A 23,981-nucleotide genomic window follows, 5' to 3' on the forward strand; every position below is an offset into this window, starting at 1 on the left:
CAACAAAAAGACTTTAAATTAATTATTTTATATGGAAAAAATTTTTGAATTTATGTCTTTTATATTAGCTTTTATAGGGCAAAAGTAGTCCAAAAATGAAAAAAAGCCAATAAAATTTGTATAATATACCCCTATGAGAAAAAAATTAATAATAGCATTATCGACTACATTGGCTATAGTTCCTATAGCTGCTATATCATGTAATTTAGACGCAAGTATAAGTTCTAAAAAAAGTCAAAATGGACAAAGCGCTAATGGCCAACAAGCTTATCCAAGTCCTTCTAAACCAGAAACTAATACTAATGCAAGTGCAAATGGAAGCACAAGCGGAAGTACAAGTGGAAATGCAAGCGGAAGTACAAGTGGAAGCGGTTCAAAACAAACTCCTCCACCTCCTGCTGCAAATCCAGAAACTCCAAAACCTATTGCTAAAAAAACAAGCTTAGCTAAAAATGAAGTTGCTTTATCATTTGATAAATCTACTAAATCTATTAATTTAGCTCTTGAATTTCAAAGTGAAATAGAAGCAAGTAAAGAAATTACATTAACTCTTAAAAAAGATGATAAAACTTTAACAAAAGTTATTCAATCAGCAAAGTCAAAAACTCAAAATTTTAATTTCAATAGATCAGAGCTTGATGAAGGAAATTACAAACTTGAAAAAGTTGAAATCAAAGACTATGAAGCAATTTCTCCTTCTAATTTAACTTTTGAACTTAAGTATTCATATGAAGACTTATATACTAATGAAGAAGTTATTAACTTATTTGGCCAAGTTTTTAAAGGTATAAATCTTACAGGTGGAAATATTTCAAATTTCCTTAAATCAGCAGACAAACATTCATCATTTTTTAGTTGAAATAGAGATATTTTAATTAAGGAATTATCTAAAGTTCAAGATAAGCAACAACTAGTAACAGATTTTGAAAATCTTAGTTCATTAATCAAAACAGATGAGCAATGACTTAAAGTTCGTGGAATGCTATTAAAGCACTTTACTTTAGAAAAATTTAGTGATGAAGAATTAAAGAAAATTCTAACAGAGGCATTTCAAATTATTAAATCAAAAAGCCCTAATACTAACTTTAAAGAACTAGCTAATAAAACTAAAGAGCAAGTTGGAGCTCAAAACAATTTAGATGAAAATACAAATAAAAATAACTTTCTTTATTCAGTAATAAAAGCATTTATTGATACAAGTGTTATTGCAAGCAACAAAGAAGTAGAGGAAAAAATAAAACAAATTTTTGATTTATCAAATACTTCTCAAAGTGACATGACAAGACTAAGAAATTTATGAGAAAATGTAAATAACACTCTTTATGGAGCTAAAAAATAATTTAGTAATTTAAATTGTAAAAAAACTAGTTTAATTTAAGGCTAGTTTTTTTATTTTTTTCAAAAAAGTGGAAAAAAATTAATAAAAGCATTCAAAAAAAGCACTTTTCAAATTTTTTAATTTTTAGCTTAATAATTGTTTTAAAATAATAAAAATTAAATCTTTAAGGAGTAAAAATGGAAAAATTTGATTTTGTGATTATCGGCTCAGGTCCAGGTGGCTATTCACTAGCTCTTATTCTTTCTAAATTAGGTAAAAAAGTAGCTATAGCTGAAAGAAAAAACTTTGGTGGATCATGTATAAATGAAGGTTGTGTACCAACTAAAGGACTAGTTAAAGTAGCTAGAACTTATGAGTTAATTAAAAATTCATCTAAATTCGGAATTAAAGTAAATGATTTTTCTTTTGATTGAAAGCAAATCATCAAAAGAAAAAATGAAATTAAAGATACTCTAAATAATTCAATAGAAAAAAACTTAGAACTTAACAATGTTAAAATTTTTAAAGCAGAGGCTAAAGTTTTAAAAGACAAAAGTATTGAAGTTAATAATACAAAAATTTATGCTGAGAAAATAATAATAGCAACAGGCTCAAGAGCTAGAAAAATTAGCTTTGATGGCTCAGACAAAGCCCTTGAAAAACAAGTTTTAGTTGATTCAAATTACTTATTAGATATGCAAGAAGTGCCTAAAAGCATTGCTTTTATAGGAGCTGGTCCAATATCTCTTGAACTAGGATATGTTCTTAGTGCTTTAGGCTCAGATGTAACTTTGCTTGAAGGAAGAGATCAAATTCTAGCTAATTTTGACCATGATGTTAGAGAAGAAGTTTTAAAATACTTAGAGCAAAAAAACATTAAATATTTTACAAGTACTAAAGTTTTAAAATATGACCAAGACGGACTTCATTTTTCTGTTGGTGAAAAAAACAAAGTTATTAACCCTGAAAAAATAGCCCTTTCAGTAGGAAGAGAGGCTAATTTAGAGGCTGTAGAGGATTTAGATCTTGAATTAAATCCTAACAAAACAATAAAAGTTGATGATAAATTAGAAACTTCTATAAAAGGAATTTATGCACTAGGAGATGTTACTGGAAAAATGATGCTCTCAACCATTGCCTATAAACATGGTGATGTTATAGTTAATAATCTTATAAATAATAAAGAAGTAAAACTTGATTATAAAAAAGTACCTCACACTATTTATTTATCTCCAGAAATTTCATCTATAGGCCTAAGTGAAGAAGAGGCTAAAAAAACTTATGGAGAAAATCTGCTAGCTATAAAAATTCCTTCAGAAAGACTTCCAAGAAATCACGCTGATGGTAATCTTGGATATGGATTTTTTAAGCTTATAATTAACAAAGATACAAAACAAGTTTTAGGAGCTTCAATTATTTTAGAAAATAGCTCACTAATAATCAATGAAATTTCTATTGCAATGAACAATGATTTAACTATTTATGATCTTGCAAAAAGCCCTCATGTTCACCCTACTTTAGCTGAGGCTCTTTATTATGCAATCAGAGATTTATCATTTCAATAAATTACAAACTAAGGAAATATATGGAAATAGGCTCTAAAGACGAAATTATAAGTGCAATTGAAAAACACGATAGCATCGTGGTTTTTCATCATATTAGACCAGATGGAGATTGTCTTGGATCTCAAGCTGGTTTATATGAATTAATTAAGGATAACTATCCTAATAAAAAAGTTTATAAAATTGGTAATTCTTACGATAACTTCAAATTTTTAGACTTTAGTTTTAACAAAGAAGAGGAAATTGATTTTACAAATTCACTAGCTCTTGTCCCTGATGTTAGTGCTTTTGATAGAATTGAAAATTCAGAGCTTTTTGCCTCATCAAAATTTAAATCTAGAGCTAGAATTGACCATCATGAAGTGGGTCAAAATCCTCTTTATGAATATTCATGGGTAATTCCAGAATATGTAGCAGCAGCTGAAATGGTAGCTGAGCTTGCTTTTTATGCAAACTGGAAAATTTCATTAAAAGCAGCTCAATATATTTATCTAGGAATAACAACTGATAGCTCTCGCTTTTTACACTCTCCAGAAAGGTCAAATCCTCTTAGGCTAGGGGCTAAATTAATGGATTTAGGCTTTGATCCAAGTGTTCTTTATTTTAATCTTTATAAAAAAACTATGGATGATCTTAAATTTCAAGGATATGTTTTAACCAACTTTAAAAAAGAAGGTAAAGTTTTATATTTGGATCTATATAACAATATTTGAGAAAAATTTAATCTTTCAAGATCACAAGCTGCCAATTTTGTTAACTCACTAGCAAATATTGATGAAAACTTAGTTTGAGTTTTTTTCATTGAAGAAGAAAATCAAATAAGAGCAAGAATTAGATCAAATGGCCCAGCAGTGAATTTAATTGCTTCAAAATACACAGGTGGAGGACATAAATTTGCAGCTGGAGCTTCAATATGCACTCAAGAACAAAAACAAAACTTGATTAGTGAATTAAACCAGGCCATTGAAGAGTATTTAAAAACTCAAGCAAATAAATAAAATAAAAAGCTTTAGTTTTTTAAAAAAAGAAATTGACTTGTATAAATTTTTGTCAATTTCTTTATTTATATAGCTCAAATTTTTATAAAAATAAAACAAGCTAAATTTGGATAAGTTTTATCTAATTATTAATTTAAATTTATTAAATAACTTAAAATTATCAAAATAATTTTGAGGCTTTTTTTCATATTTTTGCCACATTTTTTCGTATTTTCTTATGCTATTTTTTCTTTTTTGTTAAAATAAAATAAGATGCAAATCAATGCATTTTTATTATCTAAAAAAATAAATGAAAATTTATTTCAAGAAAGGAAAAAAATGAAAGTTGTGGTTGTAGGCGCTAATCATGCTGGAACAAGCTTTATTAGAACCTTTAAGCAATTAAACAAAACTGATGAACTAGTTGTTTATGATAGAAATACTAACACATCATTTTTAGGTTGTGGTATTGCTCTATGGGTAGGAGGAGAATTTAAATCTCCTGAAGGACTATTTTATTCATCACCAGAAAAATTAGCTAAATTAGGTGCTAAAGTTCACCTTGAAAAAGAATTAATAAATGTTGATTACAAAACAAAAACTTTAACATTTAAAGATTTACAAACAAACAAAGAATTTACAGATACATATGATAAGTTAGTATTTTCACTTGGAACTTCTCCAATTGTTCCTCCATTTAAAGGTATCGATTACAAAAACATCATTGTTTCAAAACTATTTCAACACGCTGAAGAAATCTTCAAAAAAGCTGAATCAAAAGAAGTTAAAAATGTAGTAGTTATTGGAGCTGGTTACATTGGAGTTGAATTAGCTGAAGCTTTTATCAAACATGGTAAAAACACTACATTAGTTGATCTGCAAGAAAGAGTTATTCCAAATTACTTTGATGAAGAATTTACCTCAAAAATGGAAGATTCTATGAGAAAACACGGACTTAAAGTTCAACTTGGAGAAAAAGTTCAAGAATTCCAAAGTAAAGACGGAACAAATGTTAGTGCAGTTGTTACTGACAAAGGAACATATGAAGCTGACCTTGTAATTTTAGCTATTGGATTTAGACCAAATGCTCAGTTTTTAAATTTTGATAAAACAGTAAACGGAGCTTTAAAAGTTTCACCTAGACAAAATGTTCTATTAGATGGTCAAGAAGTTAAAGAAATCTATGCAATTGGTGATTCAGCTGCTATGATTCATAACGTAACTAACCAACACCAACATGTAGCTCTTGCTACAAATGCTGTTAAAACTGGTGTTATAGCAGCTCTTGATATGGTAGGACAAGGCATTGATTTTCCTGGTGTAACTGGAACAAATGCCATTTCAGTTTTTGGCTGCCATTATTCATCAACTGGTATGACTGAAAAAAGTGCTAAAAACTTTGGTATTAATGCAGTTTCAACAGAATACTTTGAAGACTTTGACAGACCTGAATTTATGAACGATAAATCAAAAGTTGGATTTAAAGTAACTTATGAAAAAGGAACACTAAGACTTCTAGGTGCTCAAGTTGGTTCTTGAAGTGATCATATCCACACCGAAGTTATCTATGCCTTTTCACTGGCAATTCAACAAGGGCTAACGCTTCCTCAATTGGCATTAATGGATGTATATTTCTTGCCGCACTTCAATAAGCCATTTAACTTTATGTTAACGCCAATTTTAAAAGCCCTTGGTATCAATTACGAATAAACTACTTCTAAAGTAGTTTTTTCTATTTCGTTAGTCAAAAATGATAAAATTAATTCAAGTTTTAAAGCCATAGAGCTTTTTGATCATTTAAAATAAATAACTTAAAAGATTAAAATATATAAAAAAAGGATAAAATGCAAAAAAAATTTAAAAAAATGTTTTACAAAAGTGTTGTTGGATTGGCCTCAGTTGCAATTTTATCCACAGCAGTCATTTCTTGTTCAAAAAAGAAAGGTTTTGATCAACAATTTGATAACAAAATTCAAGTTTTACACACTTTTTCTGCAACAGGAAAACACACTGAAGCTCTTAATGCTTTAATTGAAAAATATAATCAAGTTATGGCAAATGACCCTAACTTTATCCCTGTACAAGCTTCTCAACTAGATGGAGGATATGCAAAATCTAGACAAGAAGTTGAAACTAAATTAATCTCAGGAGATAGCACTGGATTTTATAATTTAGTTATTAATTACCCGGACTTAGTTGCTACATTAAAAAACTATGATATGAATTTAAATTTTGCCGATGAGGATCCTAATTTAAATGTTGATGTTGTAGTTTTTGCTGATCAATTTAACAAAATAAACACAGGAAGTGAGCACTTAATCGGTAAAGGAATTTGGGCAATTCCTGCTAATAAATCAGGATTTGTTTTATCTGTAAACTCTCCAGTTTTTGCTTATGTTTATGAAAGCGCTATGGCTCAAGGAGCAAAAGTTGATCCTCAAGACAAAGAATACTTTGAAAATTTTGTTAAAAGAGGACAAAGTGACAAAGTTAACGCTAATAACGACAAAACATGAGAAGGCTCAGAAATTGAAAAAATTTGAGGAAAGCCTGTAGATAGTGGATCTTTTAAAGATTATGTCTTTAAAAAATCATTATTTGAAAGTTATCAAGATCTAATTGATTTTTCAAATAAAGTTGCTCTGACATTTCCTGAATCTACTTCAACTAAAGAAATAGATGGAAAAATTTATACAGCTGAAGGTGTTTTAGGAGTTGACACTGTAGCTAATGTTATTTACTCAATTGCCTATAGTTTAGTTGAAGGAGATGATAGTAAATTTATCTTTAACAATACTAAAACTAAGAGTGTAATTGACTTTGACAGTGCTTTTCAACAAGGTAGTCCAGAATATGAAAATTTAAAAAAATCTTATGAAATTCTTAGATCAGGATTGCCTACAAAAGCTGTAAAAATCTTAGATGATGGAGACTATGCATCTAATTATCAAAAATTCCACAAAATGCTTTTTGGTTTAGGTTCTACATCTGGTTATTCATTTAACTATGCAAAAGCAGGAGCTAATAAATCTCTAACATTAGAAAACAAAAGTGTAATTAATGGAAATTTCCTTAGCTTAATTAAAGGTCTAAAACCAAAAAAACCTGATGGCAAAGATCAAAAAGCAGGATTTTTAAGTTATATTCAAAATGGAAGACACACTAACACAATATTTAAATCAACAGCAGCTAAAGAGGATGTTAAAAATTTTGATATTCAACTTTCTAGCCCTGAAGTTGATGCCTTTCTTGAAGCAAAACTTAATGGTTCTCCTAAAACAAATCCTGATTTTTATGGATTTATATCTTCTGAATCTTCAATAAAAGACTTAATTGACAAAGATAAGTCATTACTAGCTTCTAATGGTGGTCAAATAACTATACTTGGTAAAGACTATAGAAACATAACCTTCTACTACATAGATGCAGAAAAGTCAAAATTTGCTACAGGTTCAGATAGTGCAACTATGCAAGAAAATGAACTTGTTACAAGAATTGCTCCTTATAAAGCAGATAGCTCAAGGCAAAAGAATGTAATTCTTGCTCAAGGTCCTTCTTTAATTGGAATTCATGCCAATGAAAAAGAAGATAAAGGAACTAAAGCTTTTGTTAAATGACTATTAACAGGAACAATTGATGAAATTTCTATTGGAAAACAAGGTGAAGAAATTAAATATACAAATCAAAGTCCAATTTCAATTTTTGGAACTCACTCATCATATTTAATTCCTACAAAAGAATTCTTTAAAAATCCTGTAAGTGTTGACAAAGGTAAAACTCCAGAAAACAAAAAAGAACTTCCACAAGCTCTAGATGAGGCTAAAAGAACTTCTAAAAGCGAACTTGAAAGAATATTTAGACTAGCTTCAAATAGAAACAACAATAAAGTAAGTGCAGTAGATACAATTCAAAGATCAGAGGCCTTTTCAACAACCTTGCCTTCTCAAGTTAAAACAGATGAAGATTTACAAAAATTAATCTCAAGCCTTCCTCTTTCTGAAGGTTATAGTGCTAAATTTACTTTAGATAAATCAAAAGCTCATCTAAATAGCGATGCTGAAGGAAAAATTTACATAAGTCTAAGTGTAACATCAACTAAAGAAGGTCAAAAAGAAGAATTCTATCTTTTAGGAATGGGAAAAACAAGATTAAATGCAGCAGTGCAAGTTTTAGCAAATGCTTTTAGAAAAACTAATGACGAGCCTGAACAAAACGTTATATACCAAGATCCAATTGATTTATTTTCACCAAAATACAGAGATTCAATAAATAATATTTTCTTAACTCAAGCAAAAGCAATTAGACAAAATCCTAATGTTGCAAATCAAGATTTTGAAGCTTTTGTAGAAAATGTTAAACAAAAAGCTAAATCTACTACACAAGCATAATTATGAAAAAAAGAACATTATTTTTAATTTTATCTTTGACTTCAATTGCACTTTTACCTAGTGTCTTTATTTCTTGTAGCCATTCAACAGAGGCTAAATTAAGAGAGCCTAAATTAAACTTCAACGTTGATGTTGAAGAATTTAAGAATAACCATCCTGGTTTTGAAGTCTATGATGGAGAAATGGCTAGTTATGGAGATGGAGATACCTTTGTTGTTAATCTTTATAGAAATCCTAAAAATCCAACAAGAGCTTTTGCAACAAAAATTAGAATACAACTAATAGACACTCCTGAATCAAGTGATATAAATAAAGATGGTAAATATTCAGAAGCTGAAAAAAAATGAGGAAAAAAAGCCTCTGACAAAGTTAAAGAACTTATTCCATTAAATTCAAAAGTTAGAGTTTTTCTTTCAGGGGCTAAAACTTATGATAGAGAAGTAGGAACTGTATTTTTTGGTGAAAACTTTTCAAGAAATTTTTCAGTTGAAATGATAAACGCGGGCTTGGCTCGACCAAATGGTATAGATTTTTTAAAAACTCAATATGAAAATCCAAAACATATGGCAAATTTTTTAGCAATCGAGCTAGCTTATGCTTTTAACTCAGCTATCAATAATAAAAGGGGTATGTTTTCTGACTATCCAACATGGCAAGAAACTATGAAAAAGGTTTTTGTAGAAAGAGGAACTGGTACAGCAGTCTATGATAATCTTTTTGTAGGAAAAGCCAATAGTATTTTCAAATATGAAAATAAAAATAAGGAAAAATAATAAATGAAGGAAGAAAAAATGTCAGGCTACACCCAAATTATTGATCAACTTAAAGAAGCCTCAGATAAAAGATTTGAAGAAAAAGATGATCTCCATGCTCTTGAAATTAAAAATCTAGTAATTGACTTTGGAGAGACTTTAGCAGTTGATAATATTTCATTTAAACTAAAAAAAGGTGATTTAGTAACTCTGCTAGGTCCTTCAGGATGTGGTAAAACCACAACTTTAAATGCCATTGCTGGACTTTTAGCTCCAACTAGTGGACAAATCATTTTTTCTGGAAATGATGTTACAAAAGTTAATCCACAAAAAAGAAAATTGGGCTTAGTTTTTCAAAACTATGCCCTTTATCCACATATGTCAGTTTATGCAAATATAGCTTTTCCTTTGCAAAACGACATAGATTGAAAAATTAAAATTAAAGAAAAATCTCTTAATTCTCAACACAAAATTAATACAATTATTTTAAAAACCAATGGAGCTAGTGAAAAAGAACTTGAACAATACACTCATCAACTTCACAAAGTTTTGGATATCAAAAAAGAACTTGAACATCGCTATAACAATGTAAAGTCACAAATAAACTTAATAGATGATGAAGCAAGATCTCAATTTGCACTTGTAAAATTGCATAGAGTAGCTGAAATTTCTCAGTTAAGTAAAAAAGTTCTTGAAGATGTTAAAAAAATTGATGATGAGCTTATTGAACAAATCAAAGATGAAAAAGAAAAAGAAAAAATTACTCATTTAAAAAATGAGGCTAAAGAACAAAAAAACAAACTAAAAGCTGAATATAAAGCTAATTTATTATCAATAAAAGAGCACTATAAAAAAGTTCATTTAGAGAAAAAAGAATTTTTAAATCAAAAAATTTTAGAAAAAAAACAATCTCCTCTAAACATTCAAATGAAGGAAATTACAATTGATTTAAAAACTATTCCTAAAGAAGTAACTAAAAAATATTCTTTAATGTCTAAAGAATTAATTAAAAAATATAGCCTTGAAAGATCTAAGCTTTCTCAACAAGAAATTAGCAAAATTGAAGAGTTAAAAACTCATGTTATTTCCATAAGAAAAGCAATTCACAATGAAGTTATGAATGTCTCTGAAAGAGTTGACATTATTAAAAACTTACAAAAAAAACCAACTAAGCTCTCAGGAGGACAACAACAAAGAGTGGCCATTGCTAGAGGTATTGTTAAAAAACCTAAGATTCTTTTAATGGATGAGCCTCTTTCTAACTTAGATGCTAAGTTAAGAAACCAAACTCGACAGTGGATTAGAAAAATTCAAAAAGAACTTGGAATTACCACAATTTTTGTTACCCATGACCAAGAAGAGGCTATGTCTATTTCAGATACCATTGTTTGTATGTCAACAGGAAAAATTCAACAAATAGGCTCACCTATAGATCTTTACAACAAACCAAAAAATGAGTTTGTAGCTAAGTTTTTAGGTGTTCCTGAAATGAACATTTTTGAAGTTGATGTAAAAGAGAATGTTTTATATTTACACAATATTAAATTATTTGAAAGTCCTGTCAAAATTGCTAGCAACAAAGTTGATTTTGGAATAAGAGCTGAAGATTTTGTTGAAGCTGAAGGTTCACACATTATTGGAAAAATTCTTTCAGTTGAATATTTAGGTAAGGAAATTCAAGCTGTAGTTGATGTCGCTAATTTAGGAAGTCTAAATGTAATTTTAAGAAAAAAACTTAAATATGAAATTGGTGAAGAGATAAGACTTTGATTCAACAAAAACAAAGCTCATCTTTTTGATGTTCTAACCAAGGAAAGATTAAACTAATGTTTTTTAAATATTTTACAAATTTAAAAACTAAAACTAAAAAAAATGAATTAGCTTTTCTTCAAAGAAGAACACCTTTTTACAAGCCTTTTTTGGCACTCTTGCCTTCTTTAACTTTATTAATTCTTTTTACAGTTATACCTTTTTTTATAGCTTTAAAATTTGCTTTTACCTCGCCTGTAGATATAAGAATTCAAAATAGTGATTCCTTTAACTTTAGAGCATTTGAAAATGTTTGAAGTGATCCTGTTTTTTTACTAGGAGTAAGAAACTCGATGCTCTCATCAGTAATTACTCTTCCTATAACATTTGTAATTGCTTTAATTATTTCAAGTGCTATTGTGCATGTTTATCGAAAATGAGCTAGAGGATTTTGACAAACTGTCTTTTTCCTTCCTTATGTAACTAACTCAATTGCTATTTCCATAGCATTTTTCTATCTATTCTATTCTAATGGTGGAATTGTTAATAAAATACTTGGATCACAAATTCAATGACTTGACAATATTGAAGTAGGAAATTATAATGCAATAGCCGTTATTATCATCCACAGAGTTTGAAGTGGACTTGCTTTTAATATCTTGATCTTGACAGTTGCTATGCTTGGAGTTGATCCTACTTTATACAAAGTAGCTGCAGTTGATGGAGCAAGTAAATGAAAACAATTTTTTAGAATTACTCTTCCTTCAATTAGTAGAACTTCTAATTTTTTAATAACTGTTGGAATTATTAATGGAATAAAAGTCTTTCCACTAGGGCTATTTCAAAATAGAACAGATGATGCCATTAGATACCAAGGAACAACTATTATGATCTATATCTTTGATGCTGTTAAAGCAGGAAGATTTGGACAAGCAGGAGCTGCTTCACTTTCACTTTTTGGACTAGGAATTGCCCTTTCAGTAGTCATGAAACAAGGACTTGCTTTACTAATCAAAGCATTTGGAAAGTGAGGTGAGCACCGTGTTTACAACAAAGTTAAAAATTCAACAGTTTTTAAGTAATAAAGTTAAAAACTTTAGAAGAGAAAAACTATTAAAGCCAGTTGAAAATGAATCTGCTTTAAAGATGATTATTGGCTTTGTTATTAAATCTTTAGTTTTACTTTTCTTTGCCACAATTATTGTTTTTCCATTTTACTTTCTAATAGTTATAGCTTTTAAACCAGACATTCCTGAGCGTACTAATGAAATAAGAACTATTTCATTGCTCTTAGACAATCTAAAGTGAGAAAACTTTTCAAAAGCCTTCCAAGCTGGTTATTTTAAAGCTGTGTTTTTATCAACTTTAACTACTGTTTTTTCAATATTTGCTAAGATATTTTTCTCAATGACACTTGGCTATGCTTTTTCATTTCATAAATGAAGAGGTAAAAAAATAGTTTGAGCTATCTTTTTATCTATTTTAATTCTCCCTGAAGTTGCTCTTCTTGTTGGACAATACCAAGTTTTTGTAATTTTAAACTGAAGAAGAAATCCAACTATTTTGCTTTCTCTAACCCTTCCTTTTGTAGCTTCAATATTTAGTGGATTTATGTTTCGAATTGCCTTTAGTTCAATTCCTGATAGAATCAAAGAAGCTGCAATGATTGATGGAGCTAGTGAAATAAAATACTTTTTAAAAGTTGCAATTCCAATGGTCAAACCTACAATTTGAACAGTTTCAATTTTAACTGGATTTGCAACATGAAATTCATATGTCTGACCTGCACTTATTTTCAGTGCAAAAGTTCCAAATCCTGAGAGCTTTTGAAGAAACTTAGATGTTATAAGTACATGACTTTTCAACATCGGAAGAGAAGAAATTGACGATACATTTGATTTATTAATCAATGTTAAATTGGCAGGAACAATTATTGCCATTATGCCTATGTTTATAATATACTTTTTATTAAGAAAAAGAATTATGAGGGCAATAGGGCGTCAAGGTTCAGGGGTAAAAGGATAAAGCTATGTTGTGACTTAGAATATTACGAGAAAAAAAATGATTCCAAAACTTAATTCCATTTTGATCTTGAGTTAAAAAAAACTTAATAGCAATTGGAATATCAAGTGCAATTATTGTTGTTGGTCTTGCATTTTTTATAGCTGGAATCTATGGAGTAATAGTAACTTTTTCCGATAGTAGAATTTACTAACACAACAAATAAAATAATTTAGGAGGCAATCATACATCAACAAATGATTTCAAAAATCGAATCTCAAAATAAGAAACTATTTTTAATTAGTATTTTTTCACTTATTATTTTTGTTATTGCACAAATATTGCTTTTTACAACTCTTACTTCAAGTAGCTTGAGACAATTTGAAAAAATAACTGAAATAGGAGCAAATCTTGAAAAAACTACAAGTTTTCCCTTAAATATTGGCCTTATTGCGACTGTAGCTGTTTTTTGATTAGTTGTATTGATACTATGAATTACCATGTTAGTTCTAAAAATAAGTTTGATTCTGAAATTGTCTAATTTAGATTCACAACTAATTTTAGAAGAAGATAAAACAAAATATTGAATGGTAACAAATAATGTTGGTTTAACTAAAGTTCTTTTGATTCTTTCAATTTTTATCTTGCCAAGTATCTTAGTGTTTATATCTTATTTTAAGATAAAAGATATTATTAAAAAACTAAAACTTTTTGGTTTTCAAGAACAAATAAAGCATCAAAATTAAATTCAGATTAAAAAAATCTTGATATTTAATTTTTCCCTTAGTTAAAAATAAGTTAAACATATTAAAAAATTTAGCTTATCAAATTAGAAAAAATATTTAATTTTAAAAGTACCTATTGATTAGGTACTTTTTATTTTTAAAACTTAAATAGTGAAATTTTTATTCATAAAACATTACAAAAAATGGTTTTTATCTAAAGATTTGCCTTTTTTTATAAAAAAAAATAGAATTTTGTTATATGCATTTTTTCAAAATGCACATAGTTTATTTATAATTAAAAATTTAGTATTGGAGTTTATACCTTATGGAAATAGAAAAAAGAATAAAATTTAGTGCAAAAGATTTAGGTATTGCCTTTGATTTTGAGTTTCTAAAATACGAAAATCGTATAATTGAACTTGAAATTAGAAAACCACTTATCAAATTGGAATATAATTTTGATTATTTTGGAGTCTTTATGGAAGAACTTTTATATTGACTTTCAAGAAATGGTTTTCAAACAAGATGAGACTTTCTTGAAATTTGACTAAATGATTTAGAAAAATTAGAACTTTCCAAAGAAGATTTAGAAAAATTGAAAAAAGATCTAAAAAGTGTTTCAAATTGAGACATTAAATGGAAGGAATAATATGAAAATTTTTGTAAGTAAAACATACGATCCTTATAAAACTCTTCCTTTAGAAGAGCTTTTATTAAAGGATGCTAGCATTGATGATGAAATTGTCTATATTTACCAACATGAAAATGCAATCATTTTAGGAAGAAATCAAAACACCTATGAAGAAGTTAATGCAGATTATGTTAAAGAAAAAAACATTGACATAGTTAGAAGAATTTCAGGTGGAGGAGCTGTCTATCAAGATTTAGGAAACATCTGCTTTTCTTTTATTACTCATAACAACAAAAATAGCTACATGAACTTTTTAAATCCTATTATTCAATTTTTAAAATCACTAGGATTAAACGCTGATTTTAAAGGAAGAAATGACCTTGTGGTAAATGGTTTTAAAGTATCTGGAAATGCCCAATATATTTATAAAGATAAAATGATCCATCATGGTACTTTGCTTTTTAAAACTGACTTTAGTGTAATGGCTAGTGCACTTAATCCTTCAAAGTTAAAAATTGCATCAAAAGGTATTAAATCAATTAAACAAAGAGTTGCAAATATTTATGATCTTTTACCTAATAAAATTGAAGAAGATGTTTTTATTCAAAAGATGATTAAATTTTTTGTTGAAGAATTTGGAGCGGAGCTTTGAGAAATTGATCAATCTCGCTATGAAACTAAGTTAAAAGAGCTAAGTTCTTTTAGAAAAAGCCAAGAATGACTTTATGGAAAAAATCCAAAATTTGATGTAGTAAATCAAGCTAAATTTGATGGTGGAATTTTAACAGTTAAATACTCTATTAAAGATGGAAATTTTGAATCTTTAAAATTTGAAGGAGACTTTTTAAGTTCAAACAACACAGAAGAAATAGCTGAAAAATTAATTGGTAAAAAATATGACAAAAATACAGTTATGGATCTTTTAAATTCAGTAAGCTTTGAAGAGTATTTTGGACTACTTCAAAAAGAAGAAATTATCGCTTTATTGTTTGGTGATAAAAATGAAAATTTTGAATTTTAATCTCAAATATTTTTTAGAACAAAATGAAAAACCACTTGTTCTATTTATTCATGGCTTTAAATCTTCACATAAAGCTTTTGCCCCAATTGTAAATATGCCAAATAGAGACTTTGACATTGTCTCTATTGATCTTCCTTTTCATGGAGAAACTACTTTAGATGGCCCATTACAACAAAAGGTTGATTTAAAATTTTTGTGTGAATTTACAGCTGAGTTTTTAAAGCAAAAAAATTTAAAACCCGCTTTAGTAGTAGGGCACTCTTTAGGAGGGCTTATTGCTCTTAGTTTGGTTGAAAAAGAGCTTGTTGATTACGGGCTTTTATTAGCTCCTTTAAATTATCTTTATTGAAGCTCTCCTGAAATGGATAAATTAAAAAGATGGTTTATTCCCCAAAATTTAGATGACATTAATGAAATGCTTTTGGCTCTTGTAAGTCAAAGACATCCCTATTTCAAAACATATTCTCAATCAATATCTCGCATAGCAAAAGCAATGCTTTTAGAAAAGGATAAAAAAGAAAAAGAATACAAAAATATCCTTGATGATATTTTTTCGGAGAATTTTGCTTTTGATTTTGTCAAAAAAACTTATAATGGAGCAAAAAGGAATTTTGAATTTCTCTCAGGAGAAGATGATTTATTCATTCTAAAAGAACACATTGAAGAGTTAGCTAAAATCCATGAAGTTGATTATGAGATTTTACCAAAAACAGGACATGCCATCATCTTTGAAAGACCAAATGAAGTTTTTAACAAAATTTCAAAAACACTTACAAAATTAAAACTTTAAACAAGAAACAAAGAATAGGAAAATCATGCTAGATTTAAAAAAAATTTTAAATAATCCAGATTATTATAGAAATATTTTGCTAAATAAAAAAGCTAATATTTCCTTGTTTGATGAACTTGTTAAAATCGGAAAAAAACGTGGAGAGCTTATGCAAAAATCTCAGTCATTAAAGGCTAAGATAAATGAGCTTTCTAAGTCTTTTATAAAACTAAAAACTAATGAAGAAAAAAACGAGCTTAAAGCTAAAATTTCAAAAATAAAAAAAGAGCAAGAACAAAAAGAAAAAAAATCAGAATTAATTGATGATAGAGTCTTTTTTTTACTGGCAAATTTACCTAATATCATTCTTGATGATGTTCCTTTTGGTGAAGATGAAAATTCAAATATTGTCATTGAAAAAAAAGAAAACCTTGGTAATGGACTTATAGTTCATGATTTTTCACACTATGACATAGCTGAAAAATTTGGCTTAGTTGATTTTAAAAGAGCTTCTAAATTATCAGGACCTCGCTTTGTTATTTTTAAAAACCAAGGAGCCAAATTAGCTAGAGCTTTAATGGATTTTATGCTTGATACAAACATTCAAAAAGGCTACAAAGAAATTTTGCCTCCTTTTATTGTTAAAGGACACAATCTTTTTGGTACAGGACAGCTTCCTAAATTTGAAGAGGACCTTTTTAAACTTGAAAATGGAATGTATTTAATTCCAACAGCAGAGGTCCCTGTTACAAATTACTATAATGATGAAATCATTAATTTAGACAAACCAAAAATGTTTGTCTCTTTTACTGAATGTTTTCGTTCAGAAGCTGGTTCTGGAGGAAAAGATAATAGAGGACTAATAAGATCACATCAATTTAAAAAAGTCGAAATTGTTAAAATCACAAATGAACAAGATGGAATTAAAGAGTTTGAAAAAACAATAGAAGATGCCTCACATCTTCTAGAGCTTTTAGAAATACCTTATCAAAAAGTGCTTCTTTGTTCAGGGGATACCTCTTTTAGTTCAATGAAAACCATTGACCTAGAACTTTGGCTTCCTTCAGAAAAAAGATTTAGAGAAACCTCTTCTATTTCATACTTTGGTGATTTCCAAGGAAGAAGAGCAAAAATTAGATATAAACAAAATGATAAAACTTATTTTGCTCATACCATCAATGGATCGGCTCTTGCCATTGATAGAGTTTTTGCTGCTTTAATTGAATTAAATTATGATTCAAAAAACGAACTAATTAAAATTCCAGAAAAATTAGTTCCCTATTTTGGTAGCTCACAAATCGCGAGGAAATAATGAACAACAAAACAAAAATAAGTCAGTGTAAACAACTAAGAGTTTATGTGCCTAACCCTAAAGGAAACATCTTATTTTTACATGGCTTTACTGGACGTTTTGAAGATCATCTTCAAATGAGAGATTATCTTCAGGACTACAACCTTTTTGCAATCAATGTTCCAGGACATGCAAAAAGTCCTTTTGTAGATAGCTCTGAGTTAAACATGGCCTCATATGCTCAATTTTACAAAGAATTTATTGAAGAGTTAAAACTTGACAAAGTTATTCTTTTTGGAAGAAGTATGGGTGGAGGAATTGCAACAATTTTACAAAGTCTTTTAGACAAAGAAAAAGTTGAAAAAATTATTTTAGTAAACCCAGCTAATCCAGGAATTGTCTCAACTAATGAATCAATTGAACACATCAAAAAAATGATGCCAGAAAGCATTGAAGATACAAGAGATGTTTTGGCAAGTTTTTACTATGATCCAATTGCATTTTTTGGCTCACAAGAAAAATTTGAACAAGCTTGTTTAAACTATTTTAACAACCTTCAAGAACTAACTCACTTGAAGGTAATGGTTGATCCAGAACTTATGAATAAATCAGCTATAAAAATGCAAGAAGCAATTGAAAAAATTCAAGTGCCTACTTTAGCTATAGTTTGTGAAGATGATAGACTAGTTCCAACTAAAGGATCTCTTAAATCATATGAAAATCAAAAGTTTGTAAAAATTGTGGTAATTCCAAAATCTGGACATATGCCACAAGTTGAAAATCCAAAAGAATACTGAGATCAAATTTACAAATTTTTAGAAAGGTAAAAAATGCACAAAACAAAAATAAGTCAATGTAAACAACTAAGAATTTATGTGCCTAATCCAAAAGGAAACATTCTTTATTTACATGGTTTTACATCTAGATTTGAAAATCATTTTGATAATGTTGAAAATTTAAAAGATTATAACTTTTTTGCCATTAATGTTCCTGGACATGGTGAAAGTCCTTTTGAAGATAGCTCTGAGTTAAATATGGAATCATATGCTCATTTTTATAAGGAATTTATTGAGGAGCTAAAATTAGATAAAGTTATTTTATATGGCTTATCTATGGGTGGAGGAATCGCCATAATTTTACAAAGTCTTTTACCCAAAGACATGGTTGAAAAAATAATCTTAGTTAATCCTTCAAATAGGAAAAAAACTGATGGCCAAGCTGAGCCTATTGCTGATAAAAATATTAAAGAACTTTTAAAGATGATTCCAACTAGTGTTGATGATACAAGAGATATCATGAACAAACTTTACTATGATGCAAAAAGCTTTTTTCAAACAGAAGAAAACTTTGAAGCCAATGTTAAAAGATACTATGAAAATCTTTTAAATTACAAACACTTAAGAGTAATGGTTGAACCTGAATTAAGATTAAGAATTGGAAAAATAATTGCTCAGTCAATTGAAAAAATTCAAGCACCAACTTTATTAGTTGTAGGTGAAAATGATAAGTTGATTCCAACAGCACAAACTGTTGAAAATTTCAAAGATCACAAAAGCGTAAAAATTGTTTACATTTCAAAATCTGGACACATGCCACAAGTTGAAAATCCAAAAGAATATTGAACTAAAGTTCATCAATTTTTAGAAAGCTAAAATATGCACAAAACAAAAATAAGTGAGTGTAAACAACTAAGAATTTATGTTCCTGAACCAAAAGGAAATGTTGTCTATTTACATGGCTTTACATCTAGATTTGAAAACCATTTAAAAAACTTAAAAAATCTAAAAGACTACAATGTTTTTGCAATCAACATTCCAGGTCATGGTGAAAGTCCTTTTAAAGATGAAAGTGAATTAAACTCTGAAGCTTTTGCACATTTTTATAAAGAATTTATTGAAGAGTTAAAACTAGACAAAGTTATACTTTATGGAATTTCAATGGGTGGAGGAATTGCCATAATTTTACAAAGCCTCTTACCAAAAGACATGGTTGAAAAAATCATTTTAGTAAATCCATGTAGTAGAAAAAAAGACTTTGATCCACAAGAGTATTTAACTAATCAAAATGCAAATGATATTTCAAAAATGATTCCTGAAAGCATTGAAGATTCTAAAGAAATAGTTAACAGACTTTTCTATGATGCAAAGAGCTTTTTTAAAACACAAGAAAACTATGATCTTTATTTAAATGATTACTATAAATCACTTGCAAATCTAAAGCATTTAAAATCAATGCTTGATTTAAAACTAAGAGCTAGAATCGGAAAACTAAATAGTCAGTCAATTCAAAAAATTCAAGCACCAACTTTATTAATTGTTGGTGAAAATGACAAACTAGTTCCAAGTGAAAAAACTATTGAAAATTTTAAAGATCATCCACATGTAAAAACAATTATTATTCCTAAAACAGGACATATGCCACATTTAGAAAATCCATTTGTCTATTGAAGCCAAATTTTTGATTTTCTAAATAAATAAATTTTAAAAACTAGGAGAAAAAAATGAATCAAACAAAAATCAGTGAGTGTAAACAACTAAGAATTTATGTACCAGAACCAAAAGGAAATATTCTTTTTTTACATGGTTTTACATCTAGATTTGAAAATCATCTAGACATAGTAAAACACTTTCCAGATTACAATGTCTTTGCAATCAATGTTCCTGGACATGGAGATAGTCCATTTAAAGACCCAGTAGAATTAGCAGGCGAATACTACGCTCATTTTTACAAAGAATTTATCGAAGAGCTAAAACTTGATAGTGTAATTTTAATGGGTCATTCAATGGGAGGGGGAATTACAACCATTCTTCAAGGAATTTTACCTAAATCACTTGTTAAAAAAATAATATTGGTTAACCCTGCCAATCGTGAAGTTATTTCAACTGATCAAAAAGTAGAACACATAATTAAAATGATGCCAAATACTATTGAAGATACTAAAGTAGTTATTGATAGTCTTTACTATAATGCAAAAGATTTTTTTCAAACAGAGCAAGCATATGAATTTGCAATTAAAAGCTACTATGATGAACTTCAAAAAATGAAACATCTTAGAATAATGGTTGATCCAAATCGTATGAAAAGATTTGGACAATTAATTCAAGAAGGAATTGATAAAATTCAAGCCCCAACTTTATTAATTGTTGGTGAAGATGATAGACTAGTTCCAACTCAAGGAACGGTAGAGTGTTTTAAAAATCAAAAAAATGTAAAAATAGTTTACATAGCCAAATCAGGACATATGCCAATGGTTGAAAATCCAAAAGATTATTGAAAAGAAATTCACACATTTTTAGAAAACTAAAAATCAAAAACAAAAAACTATCTATTTATCTAGATAGTTTTTTTGTACAAAATTTTCTTGGTTATAAAACTTTATTTACCTATTTTTATATCAATTGTGATTCTTATTCTAAAAGCAAGCAATGCTTCATTTATTAAATCATAGTTGTTCTCATTAACATAGTTACTTAGCATTTAATCTTCCTTACATTTATTAAAATCAATTGTACTTAAAAAAATAATGTAAACTTAAGAATACTATAAAAAAGGAGATAAAATACAATTTTTTAAATATTTAAAAAAATATCCTTTTTTGTCTTTTATTAGCTATTTCTTATACATTTTATTAGCTCTTGATGCAGTAGTAGTTATTTACCTAAGTTCACAATTAATTTATGCTGCAGGTATTACAAAAAACATAAATGATTTGTACTTGGTTTTAATAGTAAATATTGTACTTTTTTGTTTGGGTGTAATTATTTTCCTTTTATCTAGATTTACAAAAAATAAATTTTTAAACAAGATAAATAGTGACTTGATTTTTGATTTAGTTGAAAATATATCTAAAGAAAAAAACAGTGATTTTAAAATAAATGGAAAATCTCATTATATTTCTGAAATCAAAAATTTTAATGATTTTGGATTTGAAAATACTTTTTCCAAATCTCATAATTTAATCTACTCACTTTCTTTTTTAACAATTTCTATTATTTTCTTTTTTGTTATAAATCCTATTATTGGAGCAATTGCTATTTCTATAATTATATTTTTGAATATAATTCCATATTTTTTATTTTCAAGAATTTCAAGAAAACAATATGAAAATATCTATAAGATTTTTGGTCAAAATCATGAAAATATCAATAGATCATTTTCAAAATACAAAGCTTATTATTTATTTGGAAAAAACAAGTTTTTCTTCTTTAAATTAGAAAAACAAACTAGAGATTTTTTAGATAGTGCATTAAAAAAATATAAAATTTTAATTTTTGTAGAACTTTTTCAGAGTTTTGCACAAATTTTAGCATTTATAGTTTTTATATTTATATCTATTGTGTTAATAATTGAACAAAAAATAGTTCAATTAGATTATTCAACTTTTTTAATTATTAATTTATTTTTTATTACAGGTGATAGAGCTAGAGACTTTGGAGGAGAAGTCATTATGTTTTTTAGCCATCTACCATATTTAAAATTTTCAAATAAAGATAAAAAGATTGTTAATTTAAATGAAAACATTTCAGAAATTAATTTTAAAAAGATAGAAATTAAAAATTTAACTTTTGGATATGAAAATGAAGAAAAGAAAATTTTTGATAATTTTAATTTTGTTTTTGAAATTGGTAAAAAATATGCAATAGTTGGTCCTTCAGGAAGTGGAAAATCAACACTGATTGACATATTAACAAAAAATATCGAAAATTATGAAGGAAAAATTCTAGTTGATGGCAAAGATTTAAAATCCATTGACAAAACCCCTTATTACAACTCTTTTACTTTTCTTGATTCAACTGAATTTATCTTTAAAGATAGCATTTACAATAATGTAACTTTATGAGAGACTAACAACGAAACAAGTGCCTATGAAGCATTAAAAAAAGCTCAATTAAGCAAAAAAATTCTTGATAAATTTAGTCAAAAAGACTCTTTTGAAAATTTATCTACAGGGGAAAAGCAAAGAATTAATTTTGCTATCCATTTTTATAGAAATAAAAACTTTTTAATTTTAGATGAAGCTCTTTCAAATTTAGACAAAAATAATGTCGAAGCACTTTCAAAGCAACTTTTTTCCAACAAAGATTTGTTGTTAATAAATGTAACACACCATCTAGATGAAAACAACAATGATTATGATGAAATTATAAGAATGAATGAGATAGGAGATTTAAGTGAAAAAACTATGACAACAATCTAAATTTCTATTTCTATTTTTTTTAATTGTATCTGCTTCAGCAAGTTTATTATCACTTGCTTTAGAAGTGCCTTTTGCATATTTAGTAGAATACTTTGACAAAGCTTTAATTAGTGGTGATTCTAGTTTAAAAAATCTTTACTATCAAATAATTTATTATGTTAGTTTTTATTTATTAGCTCTTATTTTTTCTTGATTTATGCAAACATGAAAATGAAAATTAACGCACAAAATTATATCCCTAACAATTAGAAAAATCGAAGAGCAATTCATAAAATCAAACTATGAATATATCAATGATTTTAATGGATCAAAATACTTTTTGATAATAGCTAGAAATTCAAGAATGGTTGCTAATAGATTTGTTCTTATTGTCAACATAATTTCAACTTTTTTAACTTTAATTGTCTTTGCTTTGTTATCTTTTGCCTTGTTTAGTTATTGAACTTTAACTTTTATGCTTTGTATAATTTTAGTCTCTGGATTACCATTAATTTTTTTAACAAAAAGGAAAAAAGAATATCTAGAAAAAAGAAACAATTCCGAAGAGCATTTTTATACAAAACTAGAAGATTTATTAAATGGTTTTTCTCGCTTTTATTTTTCAAACAAACAAAAACTAATAGCAAAGCAAGTTGAAAATGAAAATATAAAATGATTTAAAAAAACAACAAATATCAAAACATTGAATCAATAATTGAATTTGTTTCTAAATACTCTATTTTATTTGTCAACATAGCTGCACAAATAATAATGGCGTTTTTAGTTTATAAAGAAATTATAACTATTGGTAGTTTTATTTTCTTTGTTGGATCAATTCCTACTTTTTCAAATTTTATTCCTAATTTATTTTCAAATATTTCTGAATACAAAAGTACTCAACCTGCATTAGATGAGATGAACTTAAATTTAAAAGAAGATAAAAATCCTGTATTTAATGAAAATATTAAAGAAATTCAATTACAAAATTTAAAAATTCAATTTGACAAAAATCAAGTTTTTGATAATTTTAATTACACTTTTTCATTAGGAAAAAAATATGCAATAGTTGGCCCTTCAGGAAGTGGTAAAAGTACACTATTAAAAATTCTTTTAGGTTTGAATTTAAATTATGAAGGATCTGTAAAAATTAACAATAAAGAAATAAAAGATGTTAATGATGATTTTTTAAGAAATAAAATTACATACTTGTCAAATGATTTTTTCCTTTTTAAAGATAGCATTGTAAATAATATTGCAATGGATCAACAAAATCAAAAAGAAAAATTGGACCATTCATTAACACTAACAAATTTAAAAGATGAATTAGCTAATAAAGATTTAAATGATCAAAATTTCGATATAGAAAATTCACTTTCTTTAGGTCAAAAACAAAGAGTTAATTTAGCTAGAATGTTTTTTCACAACAAAGACTTTATTCTCTTGGATGAGGCCCTTGCAAACCTTGATAAAAATAACATTGATGTAATTTTAAATAACTTATTAAATGATAAAACTAAAACTTTAATTTATGTAAGTCATCATTTAAATGATGAACAAAAAAATAAATTTGATGAAGTTTTAGATTTGAAAAAAATTCATCTTAAAAATTAAAAACATCTTT

General features: G+C 27.4%; 22 protein-coding genes. All 22 read left to right on the plus strand.

What is annotated here, in order from left to right; all coding sequences use genetic code 4:
* Nucleotides 1-133 precede the first annotated feature (133 nt).
* The 22 genes from EXC36_RS00095 to EXC36_RS00200 all read left to right on the plus strand — a co-directional run bounded on the left by EXC36_RS00095 (nucleotide 134) and on the right by EXC36_RS00200 (nucleotide 23,971).
* Nucleotides 134-1,339 (plus strand): hypothetical protein, encoded by a 1,206-nt coding sequence (locus EXC36_RS00095; protein ID WP_129689946.1) that lies wholly within the window; start codon nucleotides 134-136, stop codon nucleotides 1,337-1,339.
* 176 nt (nucleotides 1,340-1,515) lie between these two features.
* Nucleotides 1,516-2,883: a dihydrolipoyl dehydrogenase gene (locus EXC36_RS00100; protein WP_010924825.1), complete on the plus strand. Its 1,368-nt coding sequence runs from the start codon at nucleotides 1,516-1,518 to the stop codon at nucleotides 2,881-2,883.
* A 20-nt stretch (nucleotides 2,884-2,903) separates the two neighbouring features.
* Nucleotides 2,904-3,878 (plus strand): DHH family phosphoesterase, encoded by a 975-nt coding sequence (locus EXC36_RS00105; protein ID WP_129689948.1) that lies wholly within the window; start codon nucleotides 2,904-2,906, stop codon nucleotides 3,876-3,878.
* Between the two features lie 318 nt (nucleotides 3,879-4,196).
* Nucleotides 4,197-5,567 carry an FAD-dependent oxidoreductase gene (locus tag EXC36_RS00110; RefSeq protein ID WP_129689950.1) on the plus strand — a complete coding sequence of 457 codons (1,371 nt, stop codon included), beginning with the start codon at nucleotides 4,197-4,199 and terminating at the stop codon, nucleotides 5,565-5,567.
* 134 nt (nucleotides 5,568-5,701) lie between these two features.
* Entirely contained in the window at nucleotides 5,702-8,245 is a 2,544-nt protein-coding gene (locus EXC36_RS00115; RefSeq protein WP_129689952.1) for a P68 family surface lipoprotein, read from the plus strand.
* Between the two features lie 2 nt (nucleotides 8,246-8,247).
* A complete protein-coding gene (locus tag EXC36_RS00120) occupies nucleotides 8,248-9,018 on the plus strand; it encodes a thermonuclease family protein (RefSeq protein WP_010924829.1) in 771 nt (256 codons plus the stop codon).
* A gap of 3 nt (nucleotides 9,019-9,021) precedes the next feature.
* Nucleotides 9,022-10,824 carry an ABC transporter ATP-binding protein gene (locus EXC36_RS00125; protein WP_129689954.1) on the plus strand — a complete coding sequence of 601 codons (1,803 nt, stop codon included), beginning with the start codon at nucleotides 9,022-9,024 and terminating at the stop codon, nucleotides 10,822-10,824.
* A complete protein-coding gene (locus tag EXC36_RS00130; protein WP_041363874.1) occupies nucleotides 10,824-11,828 on the plus strand; it encodes a carbohydrate ABC transporter permease in 1,005 nt (334 codons plus the stop codon). Before EXC36_RS00125 ends, EXC36_RS00130 begins: the two co-directional genes overlap by 1 nt.
* Complete coding sequence (locus EXC36_RS00135; RefSeq protein WP_010924832.1) at nucleotides 11,788-12,771, plus strand: carbohydrate ABC transporter permease; 984 nt, start codon at nucleotides 11,788-11,790, stop codon at nucleotides 12,769-12,771. The genes EXC36_RS00130 and EXC36_RS00135 overlap by 41 nt, the downstream gene beginning before the upstream one ends.
* 4 nt (nucleotides 12,772-12,775) lie before the next feature.
* Nucleotides 12,776-12,961 (plus strand): hypothetical protein, encoded by a 186-nt coding sequence (locus EXC36_RS00140; protein WP_010924833.1) that lies wholly within the window; start codon nucleotides 12,776-12,778, stop codon nucleotides 12,959-12,961.
* A 43-nt stretch (nucleotides 12,962-13,004) separates the two neighbouring features.
* On the plus strand, nucleotides 13,005-13,493 hold the full coding sequence (locus tag EXC36_RS00145) for a hypothetical protein (RefSeq protein WP_010924834.1): 489 nt from the start codon (nucleotides 13,005-13,007) through the stop codon (nucleotides 13,491-13,493).
* A gap of 304 nt (nucleotides 13,494-13,797) precedes the next feature.
* Complete coding sequence (locus tag EXC36_RS00150) at nucleotides 13,798-14,121, plus strand: hypothetical protein (RefSeq protein ID WP_010924835.1); 324 nt, start codon at nucleotides 13,798-13,800, stop codon at nucleotides 14,119-14,121.
* Nucleotide 14,122: 1 nt separating this feature from the next.
* On the plus strand, nucleotides 14,123-15,124 hold the full coding sequence (locus EXC36_RS00155; protein WP_041363879.1) for a lipoate--protein ligase: 1,002 nt from the start codon (nucleotides 14,123-14,125) through the stop codon (nucleotides 15,122-15,124).
* Nucleotides 15,105-15,914: an alpha/beta fold hydrolase gene (locus tag EXC36_RS00160; RefSeq protein WP_041363882.1), complete on the plus strand. Its 810-nt coding sequence runs from the start codon at nucleotides 15,105-15,107 to the stop codon at nucleotides 15,912-15,914. The genes EXC36_RS00155 and EXC36_RS00160 overlap by 20 nt, the downstream gene beginning before the upstream one ends.
* Before the next feature lie 25 nt (nucleotides 15,915-15,939).
* Nucleotides 15,940-17,205, plus strand: a complete 1,266-nt coding sequence (gene serS, locus EXC36_RS00165; RefSeq protein ID WP_010924838.1) for a serine--tRNA ligase — start codon at nucleotides 15,940-15,942, stop codon at nucleotides 17,203-17,205.
* On the plus strand, nucleotides 17,205-18,011 hold the full coding sequence (locus EXC36_RS00170) for an alpha/beta fold hydrolase (protein WP_129689956.1): 807 nt from the start codon (nucleotides 17,205-17,207) through the stop codon (nucleotides 18,009-18,011). Before serS ends, EXC36_RS00170 begins: the two co-directional genes overlap by 1 nt.
* Before the next feature lie 3 nt (nucleotides 18,012-18,014).
* Complete coding sequence (locus EXC36_RS00175; protein WP_010924840.1) at nucleotides 18,015-18,836, plus strand: alpha/beta fold hydrolase; 822 nt, start codon at nucleotides 18,015-18,017, stop codon at nucleotides 18,834-18,836.
* 3 nt (nucleotides 18,837-18,839) lie between these two features.
* A complete protein-coding gene (locus tag EXC36_RS00180; RefSeq protein WP_010924841.1) occupies nucleotides 18,840-19,661 on the plus strand; it encodes an alpha/beta fold hydrolase in 822 nt (273 codons plus the stop codon).
* Nucleotides 19,662-19,684: 23 nt separating this feature from the next.
* Nucleotides 19,685-20,488, plus strand: a complete 804-nt coding sequence (locus EXC36_RS00185) for an alpha/beta fold hydrolase (protein ID WP_010924842.1) — start codon at nucleotides 19,685-19,687, stop codon at nucleotides 20,486-20,488.
* Between the two features lie 291 nt (nucleotides 20,489-20,779).
* Nucleotides 20,780-22,381, plus strand: coding sequence for an ATP-binding cassette domain-containing protein (locus tag EXC36_RS00190; protein ID WP_129689958.1), 1,602 nt, complete (start codon nucleotides 20,780-20,782; stop codon nucleotides 22,379-22,381).
* Nucleotides 22,356-23,075: a hypothetical protein gene (locus EXC36_RS00195; RefSeq protein ID WP_010924844.1), complete on the plus strand. Its 720-nt coding sequence runs from the start codon at nucleotides 22,356-22,358 to the stop codon at nucleotides 23,073-23,075. The genes EXC36_RS00190 and EXC36_RS00195 overlap by 26 nt, the downstream gene beginning before the upstream one ends.
* A gap of 56 nt (nucleotides 23,076-23,131) precedes the next feature.
* Complete coding sequence (locus tag EXC36_RS00200; RefSeq protein WP_010924845.1) at nucleotides 23,132-23,971, plus strand: ATP-binding cassette domain-containing protein; 840 nt, start codon at nucleotides 23,132-23,134, stop codon at nucleotides 23,969-23,971.
* Nucleotides 23,972-23,981 lie beyond the last annotated feature (10 nt).

The sequence above is a fragment of the Mycoplasmopsis pulmonis genome, assembly GCF_900660575.1.
GTDB classification, from domain to species: domain Bacteria; phylum Bacillota_I; class Bacilli_A; order Mycoplasmatales; family Metamycoplasmataceae; genus Mycoplasmopsis_B; species Mycoplasmopsis_B pulmonis.